General features: G+C 63.5%; 16 protein-coding genes. 2 read left to right on the forward strand and 14 right to left on the reverse strand.

All coding sequences use genetic code 11. The features are described 5' to 3' along the window. Window positions 1-150: 150 nt before the first annotated feature. Window positions 151-810 (forward strand): hypothetical protein, encoded by a 660-nt coding sequence (locus tag IPM84_21440; protein MBK9095272.1) that lies wholly within the window; start codon window positions 151-153, stop codon window positions 808-810. 734 nt (window positions 811-1544) lie between these two features. Here IPM84_21440 and IPM84_21445 read toward each other — a convergent pair. From IPM84_21445 to IPM84_21510, 14 genes are all read right to left on the reverse strand, one after another. After that, window positions 1545-1724 (reverse strand): hypothetical protein, encoded by a 180-nt coding sequence (locus tag IPM84_21445; protein ID MBK9095273.1) that lies wholly within the window; start codon window positions 1722-1724, stop codon window positions 1545-1547. Continuing rightward, entirely contained in the window at window positions 1721-2251 is a 531-nt protein-coding gene (locus IPM84_21450) for a recombinase zinc beta ribbon domain-containing protein (protein ID MBK9095274.1), read from the reverse strand. The genes IPM84_21445 and IPM84_21450 overlap by 4 nt, the downstream gene beginning before the upstream one ends. 1173 nt (window positions 2252-3424) lie before the next feature. Further along, window positions 3425-3547, reverse strand: coding sequence for a hypothetical protein (locus tag IPM84_21455; protein ID MBK9095275.1), 123 nt, complete (start codon window positions 3545-3547; stop codon window positions 3425-3427). A 178-nt stretch (window positions 3548-3725) separates the two neighbouring features. After that, window positions 3726-4436, reverse strand: coding sequence for a hypothetical protein (locus IPM84_21460; protein ID MBK9095276.1), 711 nt, complete (start codon window positions 4434-4436; stop codon window positions 3726-3728). Between the two features lie 1746 nt (window positions 4437-6182). Further along, complete coding sequence (locus IPM84_21465) at window positions 6183-6686, reverse strand: hypothetical protein (GenBank protein ID MBK9095277.1); 504 nt, start codon at window positions 6684-6686, stop codon at window positions 6183-6185. A gap of 195 nt (window positions 6687-6881) precedes the next feature. Continuing rightward, on the reverse strand, window positions 6882-7226 hold the full coding sequence (locus IPM84_21470) for a hypothetical protein (protein ID MBK9095278.1): 345 nt from the start codon (window positions 7224-7226) through the stop codon (window positions 6882-6884). A 178-nt stretch (window positions 7227-7404) separates the two neighbouring features. After that, a complete protein-coding gene (locus tag IPM84_21475) occupies window positions 7405-8850 on the reverse strand; it encodes an RHS repeat protein (protein MBK9095279.1) in 1446 nt (481 codons plus the stop codon). After that, window positions 8819-9124 (reverse strand): hypothetical protein, encoded by a 306-nt coding sequence (locus IPM84_21480; GenBank protein MBK9095280.1) that lies wholly within the window; start codon window positions 9122-9124, stop codon window positions 8819-8821. Before IPM84_21480 ends, IPM84_21475 begins: the two co-directional genes overlap by 32 nt. 75 nt (window positions 9125-9199) lie before the next feature. Next, window positions 9200-10207 carry a hypothetical protein gene (locus IPM84_21485; protein ID MBK9095281.1) on the reverse strand — a complete coding sequence of 336 codons (1008 nt, stop codon included), beginning with the start codon at window positions 10205-10207 and terminating at the stop codon, window positions 9200-9202. Window positions 10208-10224: 17 nt separating this feature from the next. Continuing rightward, the gene (locus tag IPM84_21490) at window positions 10225-10491 is read right to left on the reverse strand and encodes a hypothetical protein (protein MBK9095282.1); all 267 of its coding nucleotides are present in this window, start codon (window positions 10489-10491) and stop codon (window positions 10225-10227) included. A 40-nt stretch (window positions 10492-10531) separates the two neighbouring features. After that, window positions 10532-11203, reverse strand: coding sequence for a DUF11 domain-containing protein (locus tag IPM84_21495; protein ID MBK9095283.1), 672 nt, complete (start codon window positions 11201-11203; stop codon window positions 10532-10534). A 684-nt stretch (window positions 11204-11887) separates the two neighbouring features. After that, window positions 11888-12715, reverse strand: coding sequence for an XdhC family protein (locus IPM84_21500; GenBank protein ID MBK9095284.1), 828 nt, complete (start codon window positions 12713-12715; stop codon window positions 11888-11890). Next, window positions 12712-13026 (reverse strand): XdhC family protein, encoded by a 315-nt coding sequence (locus IPM84_21505; GenBank protein MBK9095285.1) that lies wholly within the window; start codon window positions 13024-13026, stop codon window positions 12712-12714. The genes IPM84_21500 and IPM84_21505 overlap by 4 nt, the downstream gene beginning before the upstream one ends. Further along, window positions 12989-13711, reverse strand: a complete 723-nt coding sequence (locus tag IPM84_21510) for a nucleotidyltransferase family protein (GenBank protein ID MBK9095286.1) — start codon at window positions 13709-13711, stop codon at window positions 12989-12991. The genes IPM84_21505 and IPM84_21510 overlap by 38 nt, the downstream gene beginning before the upstream one ends. A gap of 178 nt (window positions 13712-13889) precedes the next feature. Here IPM84_21510 and IPM84_21515 point away from each other — a divergent pair, with 178 nt between their 5' ends. Further along, entirely contained in the window at window positions 13890-15065 is a 1176-nt protein-coding gene (locus IPM84_21515; protein MBK9095287.1) for a hypothetical protein, read from the forward strand. Window positions 15066-15271: the final 206 nt, after the last annotated feature.

Genomic DNA, 15271 nt, shown 5'->3' on the forward strand with positions numbered 1-15271 from the left:
CCGAACTACAAGCCGCAGCGCCTCTGCCACTCAGCAGCGCTGAACAGGCACAAATCCGCCGTCTGGCCGCAGATCTGCCTGCCCTCTGGCATGCCCCGACTACAACGAACGCCGACCGCAAACGCCTGCTGCGCTGCCTGACTCAAAACCGTGACCCTCGACAGCTCAAGTCAGGTTGGCTTTACCCGCATCCAGGTGCTGTGGCAGACCGGCGCCGCCACCGAGGTGACAGTCCCACGCCCGCGTCCCGGCTGTCGCACGCCCCAACCGGTGCTGGCTCGGCTACGGGAGCTTGCCGCGACGGAGCCGGACTATCGGATCGCCGAAATCCTGAACGCCGAAGGGCGGCAGACGGCGACGCATCACGCCTGGACGAAAGAAAACGTGCGTCAGACGCGCATCAAGTATCGCATCCCCACCGCGTGCGGCCCCTACGCCAGGCAACCCGGCCCGCGCGGAGATGGGTTGCTCTCGGCAGCGGAGGCGGCGCAACAACTCAACGTCTCGCCGGGCATGATCTGCGACTGGTATCGCCGCGGCCGACTGGTGGGTGAACAGCGTCAACCCCATGCCCCGCTCTGGGTGCGCCTGACAGAGGCGTATCACCACCGCTACAGCGGCGCCGCGCCCCTGACCCCAGATTTGATCCTCGAGGCCGACGCACCGTCCGCCCTGGGCCTCAGTCCTGAGCAGATTCGCCAGCGGGTGCAGGCGGGTACCCTGCTCGCCTATCGCATCTGGCGCAATCACGTCTGGCGCTGGTACATCCAGCGGCCACCCCAACCCATCCCCAATCCCACACTCACTTGAGGTGCATTATGCTGACGTCAGTGGTTGATTCCCGACGTAGCTGTACCGATTCAGATTTTGCGGATCTTCCGGCCGGGGAACGATCGTATCATCACAATGCCCTCCTAACCTTGCAATTAGTATCACGCCTGGATCTGCAGGCGCGATATCAATGCTGGATCATCCTGAATCCAGCACTGCTGTGTCTCTGGGTCGCGGGTCACGTGATTCGGCTTCGATCTGACCGGTATGCAGTCGGCGGTAGACCCACTGGGGCCTGACGCCCAGGCGTTGCGCCAGTGCGGGGACGGAGGTGATATCTCTGCGCACGACCGGTCGAGGACCGGTTCGGTCGAGCCACCTGTATGCATGCCGAATCGTCGTCACGGCATCCTCCGCCACATCGCTGCGCCGCTGAGTGGAAGCCCTCCCGACTCAGTTGCGCCGCAATCTGGGTGTCGTCCAGGCCCTGCATGCAATGCGCCCACTCGTTCCACCATCGCCGCATAGCCGCTGACGGTCGTTTGTCGCCGACCGGCGTCTGCACTTCCAAGCCGGTGTAGTGGCCGGAGAGCCACGATGCGCTATGCACCCGGTCGGCTATGTCTCGTCTCAGGATCACCGCTCCTGACCAGGCGCAGCAGGGTTTTGCGCTGTGCAGGTGTGCAACCTTCCATACTGCGGGCAGGTGCGCCGAGAGGTGGGCAAATTGCTCACGCAGCTCGGGCGTGATCTTCTGCGGCGCACTGTTGCGTTCACGCCAGCGCTGCGCCGTTTCCTCGACGTTGCGTAACTGGCGTAGCTTTTCCTCCCAGCGCCGCTCCAGTTCGCCCCGCCACCAGCCGGTTCTCCGGCTCGACCTGGCTGTACTGCCGCTGCGCCCGCTGCGCTTCGTACTCGGCTTGCTTGACCTGTGCGGCCCATTGCGCCGTCAAGACGGTTCCTGTTCTGTGCGCTGTGCCGCTAATACCTCTGCCAGTACGTCGAGGTTGGCCGGGCGCAGGGCCGCAAAGAAGGCTTGTGCGACCGCCGCGTCCACCTTGGGCCCGTGAATCGTGGGACAGGCCGCCACGCCGTACCGGCGCCGCATGTTCTGGCACGGGTAGTGGTGATAACCTTCTTTGTACATCACTTGACGATGGTAGCCGCAGTGTCCGCACACCGCCAGTCCTTGCAGCAAACCAGGCCCTTCCCGTGTTGCGCCCACTGCGCGTGGATCTGCACCGCCGGTGCGCTGTCCATTCCGGACCAACTGCGCCTGGTTCGCTTCGTACTGCGCCCACGTAATGTAGGCCGGGTAGACGTCGCACACAATGGCGATCCATTCCTCTTGCGGCCGACGCCCCCGCACGGCTGGCGGTTGCCCCGGCGTGTGGCGCCTTCGCCCATACACAAACGCACCTGCATAGGCCGGATTGCGCACGATCTCGTAGATCGCCGTGTCTGTTGGTGGCTTCCACACGATCTCTCGCGCACTGCTCCATGCAGCTTGGCGTGGCGGGTAGCAGCAGTTCTGCGCGCTGCAGGTAGTGCAACACTTGCCCGCAACTCCCCAATTCGGCGAATTTTGCCAGCACCAACTCGATGCTCCGCGCACCCGCTCGTCCGGGTCTTTCTCCACCCGCCCGTCGGCGGCCCGTCCCAGTCCCGTCGGCAACACCTGGCGGGCACGCTCCCCGTTCCACTTGCCGCAGCCGTCCTCTTCCAATCGTTGCTTCGATCGTGGAGTTCTGCCTCACTCATTGTCCCCTTCAGTCCCAACAAGAGCCGGTCGTTGAATTGCCGCGGATGGTAGACGCCGTCGTGGTCGGCAATCAGCGTGTCGCATACAGCCGCCAACTAACAAATGATACCAGTCTCCGTTGTTCCGCAAGGCGACGATACTTCGTAGCCGATGATGATGCCGACCCGCCCCATGCTGACTTCCGTCACCAGTCGCTGGAATCCGCTCCGACTTGCGCTGTCGCTGCCTGAGCGCCCTTGATCTTCGTCCATCACCTCGATGCGCTCTGCCGACCACCCAACCCAATCGCCCGCCCCACCATCTGCCGTTGGTTGACCTGGCTCTCCGGGTTGCGTACCACTTGCTGGAGCGTGGATTGCCGAATATAGACGTAAGCCATCGCGCCAAGTGCTTCTCGCTCACTTTGCTGGACCCTTCACGCTGGCTCATCGCACCGCTCCTCGTCCAGCCGCTCCCGGCAGACCTGCGCCACGATCCGACGCACGCGTTCCTGTTGCGCCTCCGTCATACTCCCCCACACTGCGGCCGGTGCCATCAGACTCGATGGCACCGGCCGTGTCCGTCTGCTCCCTCTCATCGGGCATCCATCTGCTGCGTCCTCCTCTGGGCCGGCGATGATCGCCGTGTGGTGTGCCAGCAATTGTCGCACAGAATGCCAGACGAGGGGACACGAGGCATGTGGTCTGCGCCAGGTTGCTCTGGTCGGTCACGCCCACAGGGAGCCAGCGGCGTATGCCAGGGGCCTGTTCGACCTCGAACCAGGTTTGACCGGGTCTTTCGTGGGTCGCGAGCAGCGGCATCGTCCGTCCGCACAGGGGGTGGCGCGGGTCGGTGACGGTAATAACGTCCGCAGAGAAAACAGGTTGCGATGCTTGGGGTGTAGTTTGTTGGTTACAGCACGATCGTATCTGCGGCGAGAAATCGCCCGATGAGCGGGTCGTACCAGCGGGACTGGTAGAAATACAACGCCGTGCCGCTGTCCCATCGCGTCCGGTGGAAGCGGTAGGTCGTCACCTGGTTTGTTAGCGTTAACGCGCCGCGTCAAAGGGATAGTAGCGCAGTTCGGTCCGCGGGTGCCGTTCTGATCCAGCGTGATGGCCGTGGAACCGAGATGATCCGTCAGCAGGTAGTTCACCGCCGCGCTGGTGTTATGGCGCACCGCCACCCGCTGCCCGCCGACGTAGCATTTGCTCTACGCGTGAACGTGAGGCTGTCGAACAGCACGTTCGCGCCATCGGTGCGCAGCGAGACGAAACTGCCGCTCTTCACGGCGGTCGTGTCCGTCCACGCACCCAGGCTGCCGCCATTCCGCCAGGTCGAAGCGCCCGGTCAACGGATCGTAGCTCACCTTGTAGCTGTGCGTCTGTTCTGCCGCATTCGCCGCAGCGAAACTGACGCGCAGCGTGGCGACGTTGCCAGCGTTCTCGTAGATGCGCACATGCGTCGCATCCTGCCAGATGCGGTAGCTGTTGCCGCGCTCGGCCCCGCTGGCCGCCGAGGCGAACAGGTACAGCCCGGCGCTCGTCCCGCTGGTGTAGGTCGCTGTCCACTCGTAGTTCAGCGCCGCGGTTTGTCCGAAGGCGAGATTAGCGTTGGTGTTGCTGCTCGTCGCGCTCTGGCGATAGCCGCCACTCGTCACCGCCCACGTCCCGCTGCTTGCCGTCCAGCCCTGCGCCTGCCCGTCGCTGAAGTCCTCCAGGTACGTCAGCCGCTCGTAGTAGTTGCCAACATAAACGGTCGTGGTGCTGCTGCCGCTCGTCTCCCTGACGCGCGTCCCATCCCCGTCGTAGACGTAGCTGGCGGTTGCCCCGCCGCTCATGCCGGTCAGCCGATTCTCGGCGTCGTAGGTCAACGTGATGTCCTGACTGCCATCGATGCGCCGGCGGCGTTGCCGTTGGGTCATGCCAATCCACTCCGGTCTGTGGGCCTTCCGGAGGGCTGCGCGCCAGCGTAGCCGCGATGGGGACTCCCTGCCGTTTTCCGTAGCTGATGGATATCATGGGAAGCGGGCTTGAGACGGACTCGCTTGACTGAAAGTACAAAGTGTGTGCGCTAACTTTGGTCTTCGTCAGTTTCGTCTCCCCATTCTTCTGATCACCATACGCTTGATATACAATCGAGAATAGCTACCCCGGCATCCTCAGCTTGGCTCATCATCTCAACCGCTTGCTGGTAAACAATGGGAATGCGTTCGTACCAGTAGTCAGGGTTGAGATCCGGGGAGATGTGAGCGTTGGTTGCAGAGACGTTGGGTGGCAGGTTCAATCCGTGTCCGCAGATCCTCTTCAAGCATGTGCTGGCCGACTAGCAATCGCTGATGTAATTTCTCCACTTTCTCCACCGGCAGCCAACCACAATAGGTGCTTCGGTCAGGTGCCATCAAATACCAATAGGGTACTGGTTTTCTATAGGAACTACCTCATTCGGGCTAATATTATATGGAACATTGGGTCCTGACAGTAAAACGGTTGGCAATCCTACTAGCACCTTCCATACATCCTCATTTGGTCCACTCGAAGCTATGGAGCATGCACGATAGTTTGGGCTAGTCATATCCTAGTTCTACGCAGGACTCAGAAAGGTAGACAGAATGGTCAGGAACCAATTCCCCCACAGACCACCCGAGATCGTGGGTCGCACCCTGGCAGGAAATCTCCCATTTCGGTTTTTATCATGAAGAATCCAGTTTTTGAACTGCCGACTTTGCGACGAATTTCAGCGACCCGTGCCCGAGTGAAGCCGGGATTGCTAGCATCCAGTTCTGCTGCCAGCGGAGTCGCAGCAGATTGAAAAAGCGCGGTAATCAAACAGAAAGGCTGTATGTGCTAAAGGACATGGATCACTTCATTCTGCTATCGGACGTCCGTTTCGCCAAATGCGGTCAAACGGTTTAGCCCATTTACCTCCTGAAGAGTAAATCGTAGCGTGACCAAATGGCAGCTTAGTATCTTTCAGATAGTCAGGATCGTTTAACCTCCCCATTGCTTGACATCGCCCACCTGTCGTCTCTCGCACCCAATCGCCAGCACCTGGTCCCTCTTTTCTATTGGGGAATTGTTTGGTTTACCCGAATTAAGTCATAGCACACAGAGATGCAATCTGGCAAGACATACCCGTTTCCCCCTGTTTTGTGCGCAAGGTATCAGGAAGCCTCTAAATGCCCCTGTATCCGGGTCAGGACGACGTGAGAACTGGTACAAGATTTCATCGTCCGGTAGGTCATCCAACGGCTTGACCAGGCATCAGTGACGTCATCAACATGCGACATCGCCTGAACTGCATCATCAGCGTGCGCTACCGCTTTCAGCGCATCGTCGCCATGCGCATCAAGGCCCGCACGTTACGCCGCCCCCGGCGATTACAGGCAAAATCGTGGTGACGCCATCGGCCACCAATGATAGCCCATTTGTCCAATTCAGCCATTCGTTGTTTTTAGCCCGTCGCAGATGTCATAGGCGAGGCACCGATGTCCAGCGCGGTTCTTCCAAACCAATGGCAGGGGATCCAGGTACCCGACAGGGTTATTGCCGCGTAAGAGTGCCTGTTGAGCGATTGCGGATTTTCCGCCCCCGGCACAATCGTATCCGCGCTCAGGAACCGTCCGACGGCGGGTCTACCAGCGGACTGATAGAAATACAACGCCGTGCCGCTATCCCAGCGTTGACCGGTGGAAGCGGTAGGTGGTACCTGACTGCCCGGATTGTAACGCTAACGCGCCCAGGGATAGTAGCGCAAACTCTGTTGGTGTGCGATTGCCGGCGCTGTTCAGCGTCAGCGCCGTGGAGCCGAGATGATCGCCCAACAGATAGTTGATCGTGCTGTCCCCGGTGCGCATCGCGACGCGCGTCGCCGGCGTACTAATACTTCTTGACCGTGCCGTTGTCCATTTCGTGGGTGTTGCCCACGAAGACCGTCTGACGCCGCTGATCGTCTCCTTGACCCGGTTGCCGTCGCCGTCGTACACGTAACTCGCCGTGACGCCCCCGGACATCGCGGTTAATCGGTTCTCGGCATCGTAGGTCAACGTGACATCTGACTGCCGTTGATGCGCCGGGTGGCGTTGCCGTTGGCGTCGTACCAGTATTTCTGATAGCCGGCCGTCGTCCCACCATGGGTCACCGCATGCTTGTGTGCGCCATTCTGATATACTGATTCTGCGTCGTGCTCTCGAAGTGGGTCAGGTTGCCGATGGCGTTGTAGCCGTAGTTCTTCTGGCTGTAACCGCCATGCCCGTGGCGCCACTGGCTGCGCGGTGCTCAGACAGTGCAGCGCATCGTGAGCGAAGCTCTGCGTCTGGGTGGCCGGCGGCATTGGCGGAGGGCCGTTGCATCCGTGATGTCAATGATGCTCACCACGTTGTCGGCGTCATCGTAGGTGTAGCTGATGTTCTGCAGATTGGTGTGGGGGGACGTTTGCCGGTCTTCGCGTCACCAGCCGGAAGTTCTCGCCGCGGTGTAGGTGTAGAGACTGCTGCACCACTCCCGTCGTGCTGCCCAGCCAGCGTTCCGTCGCCTGGCCCAACGCGTTGTAGAGCGTCTCGCCCACATAGGGTGCTGCCGTTGCTCCGCACCTGGCGCAGCAACCCCTGGGTGTTGTAGGTGAAATTCACCTGCTCGCCCACCTGGCCCGCGTTGCCGCCAGGATACTTTTGCCACAGCGGCCGGTCGGCTGAGTCGTAGCGCCAGGCCGTCACGAAGGCGCCGCCCCTGTACCGCTGATCACCTGGGTCTCGGTGATCACCCGGCCACGCAGATCATAGGCCCAGGCGCTTGCTGCCCGATGGATCGTTCATGCCCGTGCGTCGGCCTTGCCCAGGTTGCCGTTCGCCGTGCTGTCGTAGCTGAAGCCGACGGCATAAGCCCCGCTGCACGTCAGGGTGTCCAGGTTGCTGATGCCCGCATGATAGGTCTTGCCCACCAGCCGATTGTGGCCGTCGTAGTAGACACATCGGACGCACGGCGCACGAAGCGTCGGTTGGCGTCGATGGTGTAGACCACAGGCCGCGGGGCGCTGAAATCCGGGTCGGCCGGGTTGTATTCGACTGCGTAGCGGGTCTCGGTGGTCGAGCTGTCAGGCTGCGTGACCATCAGCGGCCGGCCCAACGCATCATAGGTCGTCTGCGTCTTGGCCTGGCCCCAGTCCGGCGGCCGATACGCGCCGCCGGCGGCCGCATAGAAATAGGGGACGTTCTGTTGCTTGACCCCGCCCAACGGGTGATACTGCGTGCTGGCCACGATGCTCTGGCTGTCGGACGCGGCCTCCTGCTGCGTCTGGATGACCTGCCCCAGGCCGTCGTAGAATGCCCAATCGTCCAGGTAGGTCACTGTGCCCGACGCGTCGCCGTTCTGATCATCGCGCAAACTGTGTCTGACCGCCAGCGGCGCAGGGCTGTCAGTGTAAGCGTACTTCTCGGTGGCCGGGTTCGCCCACCCCGCGCCCGGCTTGCGGATTTCGGTCACGCGGCCGAACACGTCATACGTCAGACGGATCGCTGCGCTGTTGGGGTCGGTGCTGCGCTGCAACTGGCCCGCCAACCCGCTGCCGTTCGCCTCGGCCCCGCTCACGCCGTAATAGGTGTTGCTCGTCATCAGAGTCGCGCCGCCGCCCGCGCCGGGGGTGGTCGTCTGGGTCACCGGGTAGGTCTTGAAGGTCGCATCGTACGCTGTGGTCGTCGTCGCGCCGGCCGCGTTGGTCTCGCCGGTGCGGTTGCCGTAGAGATCGTAGCTGTAGAGCGCCGGCCGCGCCCAGTCGGCCTGGTTGGCGCTATCGCAGGTCTTGGCCTGCCACACCTCCTTCAACTGGCCTTTGGTCGGCGGCGTCTGCTGCTGGTTGAAGCCGGTCGTGTCGTAGATCTGCCGCGTCTGGCTCTGACACGCGCCGCCGCTGTCGCCCGCCCACAGCTTCTCCTGCGCCACCCGGTTGACGATGTAGGCGCTGGCGTCATCTCGCGGGTAGTACCAGCGTTCGGTCGTGCGATAGGGGGTGGTGTCGGTCGCATTGGCGTATTCCCGCACGTGGGTCACGTTGCCGTATTGCCAGCCGCCCTGGTTGGCCATCGCATAGGCGTAACGCGTGACCGCAACCGCACTGCCCTGGGTTTGGGTCACCGCGCTCGTGTAAGGCCAATCCACCCCGCCCACCGTCTGCAACAGCCAGCCGGTGGCCGTACGCGCCAGCTCGCCCCCACCCGGCTGCGTGGTGATGACCAACGTCTCCTTGCCCTCCGCGGGTCGGGCTTGCCGGCGCTGGCGTTGTATTGATAGCTGTAACTGTGATTGCGCTGCGTCACCGCCTGGCCCGGCCGCATCCTTCGCCACTTCCTACCGCAGTGTGGCCCAGAAATTCGTAGGTGTCGCGTGGGATCTCGGCGCCGTTGTTGCACCCCACCGGCGTCACGTAGGCACGCGCCTGTCGGGCATATTCGGTCGTCGAGAACAGCCCCAGCCCCGACGCCGCGCCGTTGGTGATGACCTGGCTGGTCACCACTTGCCACTGATAGCTGGTGCATCCGGCGTTGTTGCCCACGAATTCCGGGCTGTAGTTGAACTGCACCGCGCCGCCATAGCCGTTGTTTGCCGTGCGCAGACGCACGCTGTTGCCGCCCCCTGATAGCCGAAGGTGTAGGCCAGCAGCGCTCGCCGTTGGAGCCGTACTGCGTGATCGAGGTCAGCAGCGAATGATTGCCCGCCCGGGATCCGTACCGCAGCCCAACGTGGTGCTGTCGTAGGTGTAGCCCAGGTCGTAGCGCCGCACCAGCTGCCAGGCGCCAGCCGCCGTATAGGCCTCGACGAAGACCTGTTTCAGCCGGCCGTCGCCAAACGAGCTGATCTGGTAGGGATCGCTGTATTTGCAGACGTTCTTGTCATTGCGCGGCTCCCGCACCAGCCGCACCCGCACCGTCGCCGCGCCGTTTTTCGGGGTCAGTGTCAGCGTCTCCGGGTAACTGGCACGCGTGTACTGCCCCGCATTCCCCGTGCAGCCGTTGCTCACCCCCTTGGTTTCGTGCGCCCAGGCGATGTCCCAACGGTTACCCGCCGGGTCTTCGATGCGCGTCAGACCCCACTGCGTCGCGCGCACGCCGCAGCCCTGGCCCCATCCCGTCCAGAACGCTTCATACGCCGTGCCACCGCCCACGCCCCCGGCCGGGTTGCCAAACGTGTACTTCATGCCATCCGGTGTGCGCACCGTCCACGGCTGGGTGTTCCAGGCCAGGCCGTCGCTGTGCTCGATTTTCAGAAACCCCTGTGGGTCGGTGGTCAAGACCCCGCCGCTTTGCTTGATCTCGAACGCGCCGCCGCCGAAGCTCAGGTTGTACGGCCCGGTCTTGCCCAGCGGCCGGCTGATGCTGCCGATGCCCGCCAGGTCCCAACCCAGACCCACCCACGACGCCTGCGCCTGGTACGCGCTGCCGGCCACCTGCCCCAGAATGTTGCTGCCCTGACTGTTGTCGGCCAGTCGTAGTCCCCCTCCCAGCCCGGCCGGCCCGGCAGGCACGTCCAGGTCGTAGCCCACGCTCGCGGCGCCGCTCCACAGGTCGCTGGTGAACGCCTTCAGGCTGGGCAAGATCGTCACGCCGTAGGTTGGGCCGCTGCTGGCCGCAGCATACACGCCCGCGCTGAACACCGTGGTTGCCAGGCTGCCGGTCGCCGGCTCGGCCAGTGGTCCTCGATGCACGCCAATCCCCCGCCTGCTCATCCCAGGTCAGCAGCCGCACTCTTCCAACCCACGCGAGCCTCCGCTGCCGTTATGCGCACCCTCAGACTGACCGGCTGGCCGAAGTCTCCCGTCCGGCGGCGTTGCTTCAGGGCGAAGACCGCTATCAGACCGTCGGCGGGGGCTGCAGGCAGGCTGCGGTAGCGCAGTTGCGTTGGTTGGCTCACCGCGCCCGGTGGTACTTCCACCTGCACCCGCCCATCCGCACTGACCAGCACCCCGCCCTCGCCCGGCGTCAGCCACACCTCATCCGGCCCAGGCGTCGGCGTCGGCGTGCATTCCTGGTCATGACAGGACGGCGGTGGCCGTCGGCGTCGGTGTGGCCGTCGGTGTCAAGTCGCCGTCGGCGTTGGCGTACACTCCTCGTCCTGGCAAAGCGGCGGCTCGACCGTCGCCGTCGGTGTGGCGGTCGGCGGCTCGGCCGTCGGCGTTGGCGTACACTCCTCGTCCTGGCAGGGCGGCGGCTCGACCGTCGGCGTGGCCGTCGGCGGCTCGGCCGTCGGCGTTGGCGCACAGTCCTCGCCCAGGCAGGGCGCCGCGGTGATCGTGATCGCCGCACTGGCCGCCACCCCTGCGCCCACCTCCTCGCCCACGATGGCGACCGTGTTCGTGATGACCTGCCCGCTGACCGCGCCCAGCGCCTGCGCCTGAAACGTGCCGGTCAGCGTGGTGCCCGCGGCCAGTTGGCCAATGGCCCACTCCAGCCGGCGCTCGGTTTCCAGGTAGCTGAAATCCCCTCCCGGCCGGCCAGTAGGCCAGCTCCAGCGGCAGGGTGTCGCTCACCACCAGTCCGCTCAAGTCGCGGTCGGCCAGGGTGTTGGTGATGACCACCGTGTAGGTGACAACGCCCGCCGGCTCCACCTGTGGCGGCGCCGCAGCCAGCGTCAACTGCACGACCGCAGGCGCGGGCGTCGCATCGGGATCGGAAATGAGATCGAAATTGGGATCAGGGGACATGAGTTTAGTAGCGGTATTTATCTGGGGGGGGGGTAGCCGCCGCCGCCGTGGAAAAGAGCAGACTGCACACCACCAACAGATGAACCAACGACGACAGGCGCGGCGCGAGCCGGCCGCGAGTAGAATGTCGGGAGGAGAGAGGAGAGAAAGCAGTAGATAGAAAAGAGAAAATAGAAGAGCGGCGTAACATGACCACAGACTCCTTTCGTGCAGCAAACGAAACGGACGGGGTCAGGGACATTTTCCTGACTGCTGAAGGAGGTCGCAGCCGGGAGAGAACTCACGCCAGGGACTTCCGACGGCGAGACGACTCCGGAAGGCGGGGGCAGGCTTGTGGCTGGTCACAGCATACCACGCGCGGCGATCTGTCAAGAGGCAAAATTTGGGCGCAGCAATTCCGAATTGGGCAGACGTTCGACCACAAGGAACGCATAGAACACAAAGCAACGGCAGGAGATTCGCAGATTGGCGGCGTCTTTGCGCTCTTTGTGTTCTATGTGGCAAAAATCCGCCCCGCTTTCTCTGCCACGAATTGACACGAATTCCAGGATTCTTTCGTGTCAATTCGTGGCCGAAAGTCGGGCCGATGGTCTCCTTGACCCGGTTGCCGTCGCCGTCGTACACATAGCTGGCCGTACATCGGGATCGGAAGGCGGGGGACAGGCTTGCAGCCACCGACGCGATTCAGGCGGTTGCCCGCAGGCGGCGCTGTTCGTCCCGGGCGCGGCGGGCAGCGGCCAGTGAACGCGCGGGCCCGCTGCGCAGGACGTTGATCATTTCGGCCATGATGCAGACGGCAATTTCTGCAGGGGTGCGCGCGCCAATGTCCAGGCCGATGGGCGCGTAGATGCGGCTGAATTTCTCTGGCGGGATGCCCTGCTCCTGGTTGAGAAGCTGGAAGACGGCGCTCACCCGACGCTGCGAACCGATCATGCCGATGTAGGCCAGCGGCGCGTCCAGTACTTCGAGCAGGCAATCAATGTCGTACTGATGGCCGCGCGTGACCAGGACGATGTAGGAGTCCTTGTCCAGGCGACCATCGGTCAGCATGGCATGCACCGTCTCGCGCAGCGGCGCGGCCAGAACCTGGTCGGCCTGCGCAAAACGCTGACGGTTGGCAAACTGCGGCCGGTCGTCCAGCACAGTGACGGTGAATCCGCACAAACTCCCCAGGCTGGCCAGCGGCACGGCGATGTGGCCCGCGCCCACGATGACCAGATGCGGCGGCTGGCGCTGCACCTCCACGAAGACACGCAGCGTCGCGCCCATCTCCTGGCTGTAGTCCAGGGTGCGGTGCTGCTTACCGCTCAGCACAGCGGCCGCATCAGTCAGGACGCGCGCGTCCAGCTCACCCAGGCCCAGGTCGCCCAGCGGTGGTTGATCTCGCCAGACCAATGCCCGGCGCCCCTGGCTGGCCTGGTACGGCCCGGCCGCAGCGATCACGGTGACAAGGGCCACGCCGCGTTTGTCGTCGAGAGAGGCAAGCAGTGCCGTGAGAATCGGATCGGTCATTGGCCCCAACGTTCAATGAAGACATTCATGATGCCGCCGCAGACGCCCAGGCTCTGCATGGAGATGTCCTCGGTCAGATCCACATGGATATTCTGCGGTTCGCCGGTTTGGATCACATCCAGCGCCGCGCGGATGACATCGGCCTCGCCGCAGCCGCCGCCAATCGTGCCCACGTGCTGGCCCAGCGGATGAACAATCATCTTGGCCCCCACCTCACGCGGCACCGATCCCCGCACCTCGGTGATGGTCGCCAGGGCCACGGTTTCGCCCTGGTCAAGCAGGTCGTTCAGTCGGTGATAAATCGTGTCCATCGGTTGCGCTTGCGCCTACCTCCCGCAGATAATCGTCCGGGGTATCCATGTCGCTCAAAATCGTCGGGCTGTCCAACGTGATATGCTCGATCTGTCCAGCCAGCGAGGTCCAGAGGGAGCGCAGGCTGTCTTGCCAGCTCAGCGCCAGCACGGCCGGCCATACCGCACGCGGTAAACAGATGGGATGCCCGCGCCGCATCTGGTAGCTGGGAATGATGATGCGCTGCGGCGGGCCATCGCGCCAGGCCGCAATCACGGCGGCGATGGTGCCCGCCTGGATGCGCGGCTGATCCCCCACCGCAATCAGCGCCGCGTTCACCGTTGGCCCCAGGGCGCGCAGCCCCACCTGGATGGATGAAATCATCTCGCCGGCGGCGTGATCGGGGTTGAAAACGACACGTAGCGGATAGCCTTGCAGCACGGCCGCCAGCGCCTCATGCTCGTACCCGGTCACCACCAGCAGATCCGCCAATGGCGCGGTCAGCAGGGTGGTCACCACCTGCTCGATGACCGTTTTCTGGCCCCACGGCAGCAGTGGCTTGAGCCGGCCCATGCGCGAGGAACGCCCGGCCGCCAGCACCATACCGGCAATCATCGTCGCGGCGCCAGGCCGGGCTTTCATCTCGTAGCCCGATCCGCTCCACGATCGGGCGGGCCTGCATGTCCAAACAAGGTCTTTCATCATAGGCCAATCATAGCACATGGCATCCCCTGCTGCCAAGTTCACCCGCCACCAGGCGATCTCCAATCTCCAATCTCCAATCTCCAATCTCCGCCCCGCTGCTTGACAAATTTTCGGCCCCGTGCGATAACAGTACCATCAAACTCGATTTCGTGTTGAGCATCGTCACGGGCAGGTAACTATGACTGAATCGCAATCGGTACGGATTCTCATCTTGACCGCGGATGCAGGCGCGGGGCACCGCAGCGCCGCTAACGCGCTGGATGGAGCGTTGCGCGCTCGCTATGGCGACCGTGTCGTCACTGCGATTGTCAATCCGCTGCACGAGCCTCATGCACCGATGGCGTTCCGTTTGGCCGAGGAAAATTACCTCAACCGGGTGCAGGCCACGCCCACCCTCTACCAGTTGCAGCACGAGGCCACTGATTCACCGCTTTCGGCCGCGATCTTCAGCCTGTCGGCGCGCTTGCTGCTGACGCGTACCATGACGCGGCTGCTGGTGCGCTGGCAACCCGATGTGGTGGTTTCGGTTTACATGCTCTACAGCGAGGCAGTGGCGCAGCCAGCCCCGCCTGGGCCGCCCGATTCCACATATCACCGTCATCACCGACCTCGGTTCCACCGTCCATGCAGTTTGGTTCTCGCCGCACGATACGCTTTGCGTGGTGTCGTCGGAGGTCGTGCGGCGCAAAGCCCTCACCTGCGGCATGGACGACGCGCATATCGTGATCGCCGGCATCCCTGTGGATCGGCGCTTTGGTCAACCGACGGCCCCGGCCAGCACGTTGCGAGCGGAGTTGGGCTGGGAGGCCGATACGCCGGCCATTCTGCTGATGAGCGGCGGCGCAGGCATCGGTCATGGCCGACCTGGCGGCTGCAATTGATGCAGCCTGCCTGCCTGCGCAGTTGGTTGTGGTCGTCGGTCGTAACGAAGAATTGGAAGAGCATCTGCGCCGTGGCCTGGCGCAATCCCACCCACATCTACGGCTTTACGCGCGAGGTGCCCACGCTGATGCATGCCTCGGACATCGTCTTGACCAAAGCCGGCGGCCTTTCGGTGAGCGAGGCGCTGGCCGCGGGGCTGCCAATCATTCTGCACAGCGCAATTCAGGGCCAGGAGACCGGCAATGTGGAGCATGTGGTGGAGCATGGCGCCGTGTGGGCGCCGACCTCGGCCGAGGTTGTGCGCACGCTCAGGCGCTGGTTGGTGCAGGACCGCAGGAGTGGCGACGCTACACCGACGCGGCGCGAGCATTGGGGCGCGCGCAGGCGGCCGATGATGTGGCTGGCCTGGCCTTCGATGCGGGATACCAGGCGCAGGGGCAAATGCGGCCGGCCGCGGCGCCGCCCCGGCTGATCACCCGCATGCGCCCGCTGCGCGCCTGGGCGGGGCGCTATGCGCGGCGCATGCTACGACCCTAGCTGTGCCGCGAACTGGCTGAGCAGGGTGCGTGGCTCATGTCAAGGCTGAGCGGTGTCACCGACACGATGTGATCCACCACAACGCGTAGATGTCAGAATCGGACTCCAGGCGCCCGGTCAATCTTGATCTGATAGGGCAAA

It is taken from the genome of Candidatus Amarolinea dominans (assembly GCA_016719785.1).
GTDB classification, from domain to species: domain Bacteria; phylum Chloroflexota; class Anaerolineae; order SSC4; family Amarolineaceae; genus Amarolinea; species Amarolinea dominans.

Bases quoted from the DNA above. Each gene is read 5' to 3' on its own strand.
- IPM84_21505 (MBK9095285.1), bottom strand. From the start codon at position 13,026: ATGGACACGATTTATCACCGACTGAACGACCTGCTTGACCAGGGCGAA.
- IPM84_21515 (MBK9095287.1), top strand. From the start codon at position 13,890: ATGACTGAATCGCAATCGGTACGGATTCTCATCTTGACCGCGGATGCA.
- IPM84_21500 (MBK9095284.1), bottom strand. From the start codon at position 12,715: ATGACCGATCCGATTCTCACGGCACTGCTTGCCTCTCTCGACGACAAA.
- IPM84_21510 (MBK9095286.1), bottom strand. From the start codon at position 13,711: ATGATGAAAGACCTTGTTTGGACATGCAGGCCCGCCCGATCGTGGAGC.
- IPM84_21460 (MBK9095276.1), bottom strand. From the start codon at position 4,436: ATGACCCAACGGCAACGCCGCCGGCGCATCGATGGCAGTCAGGACATC.
- IPM84_21495 (MBK9095283.1), bottom strand. From the start codon at position 11,203: ATGTCCCCTGATCCCAATTTCGATCTCATTTCCGATCCCGATGCGACG.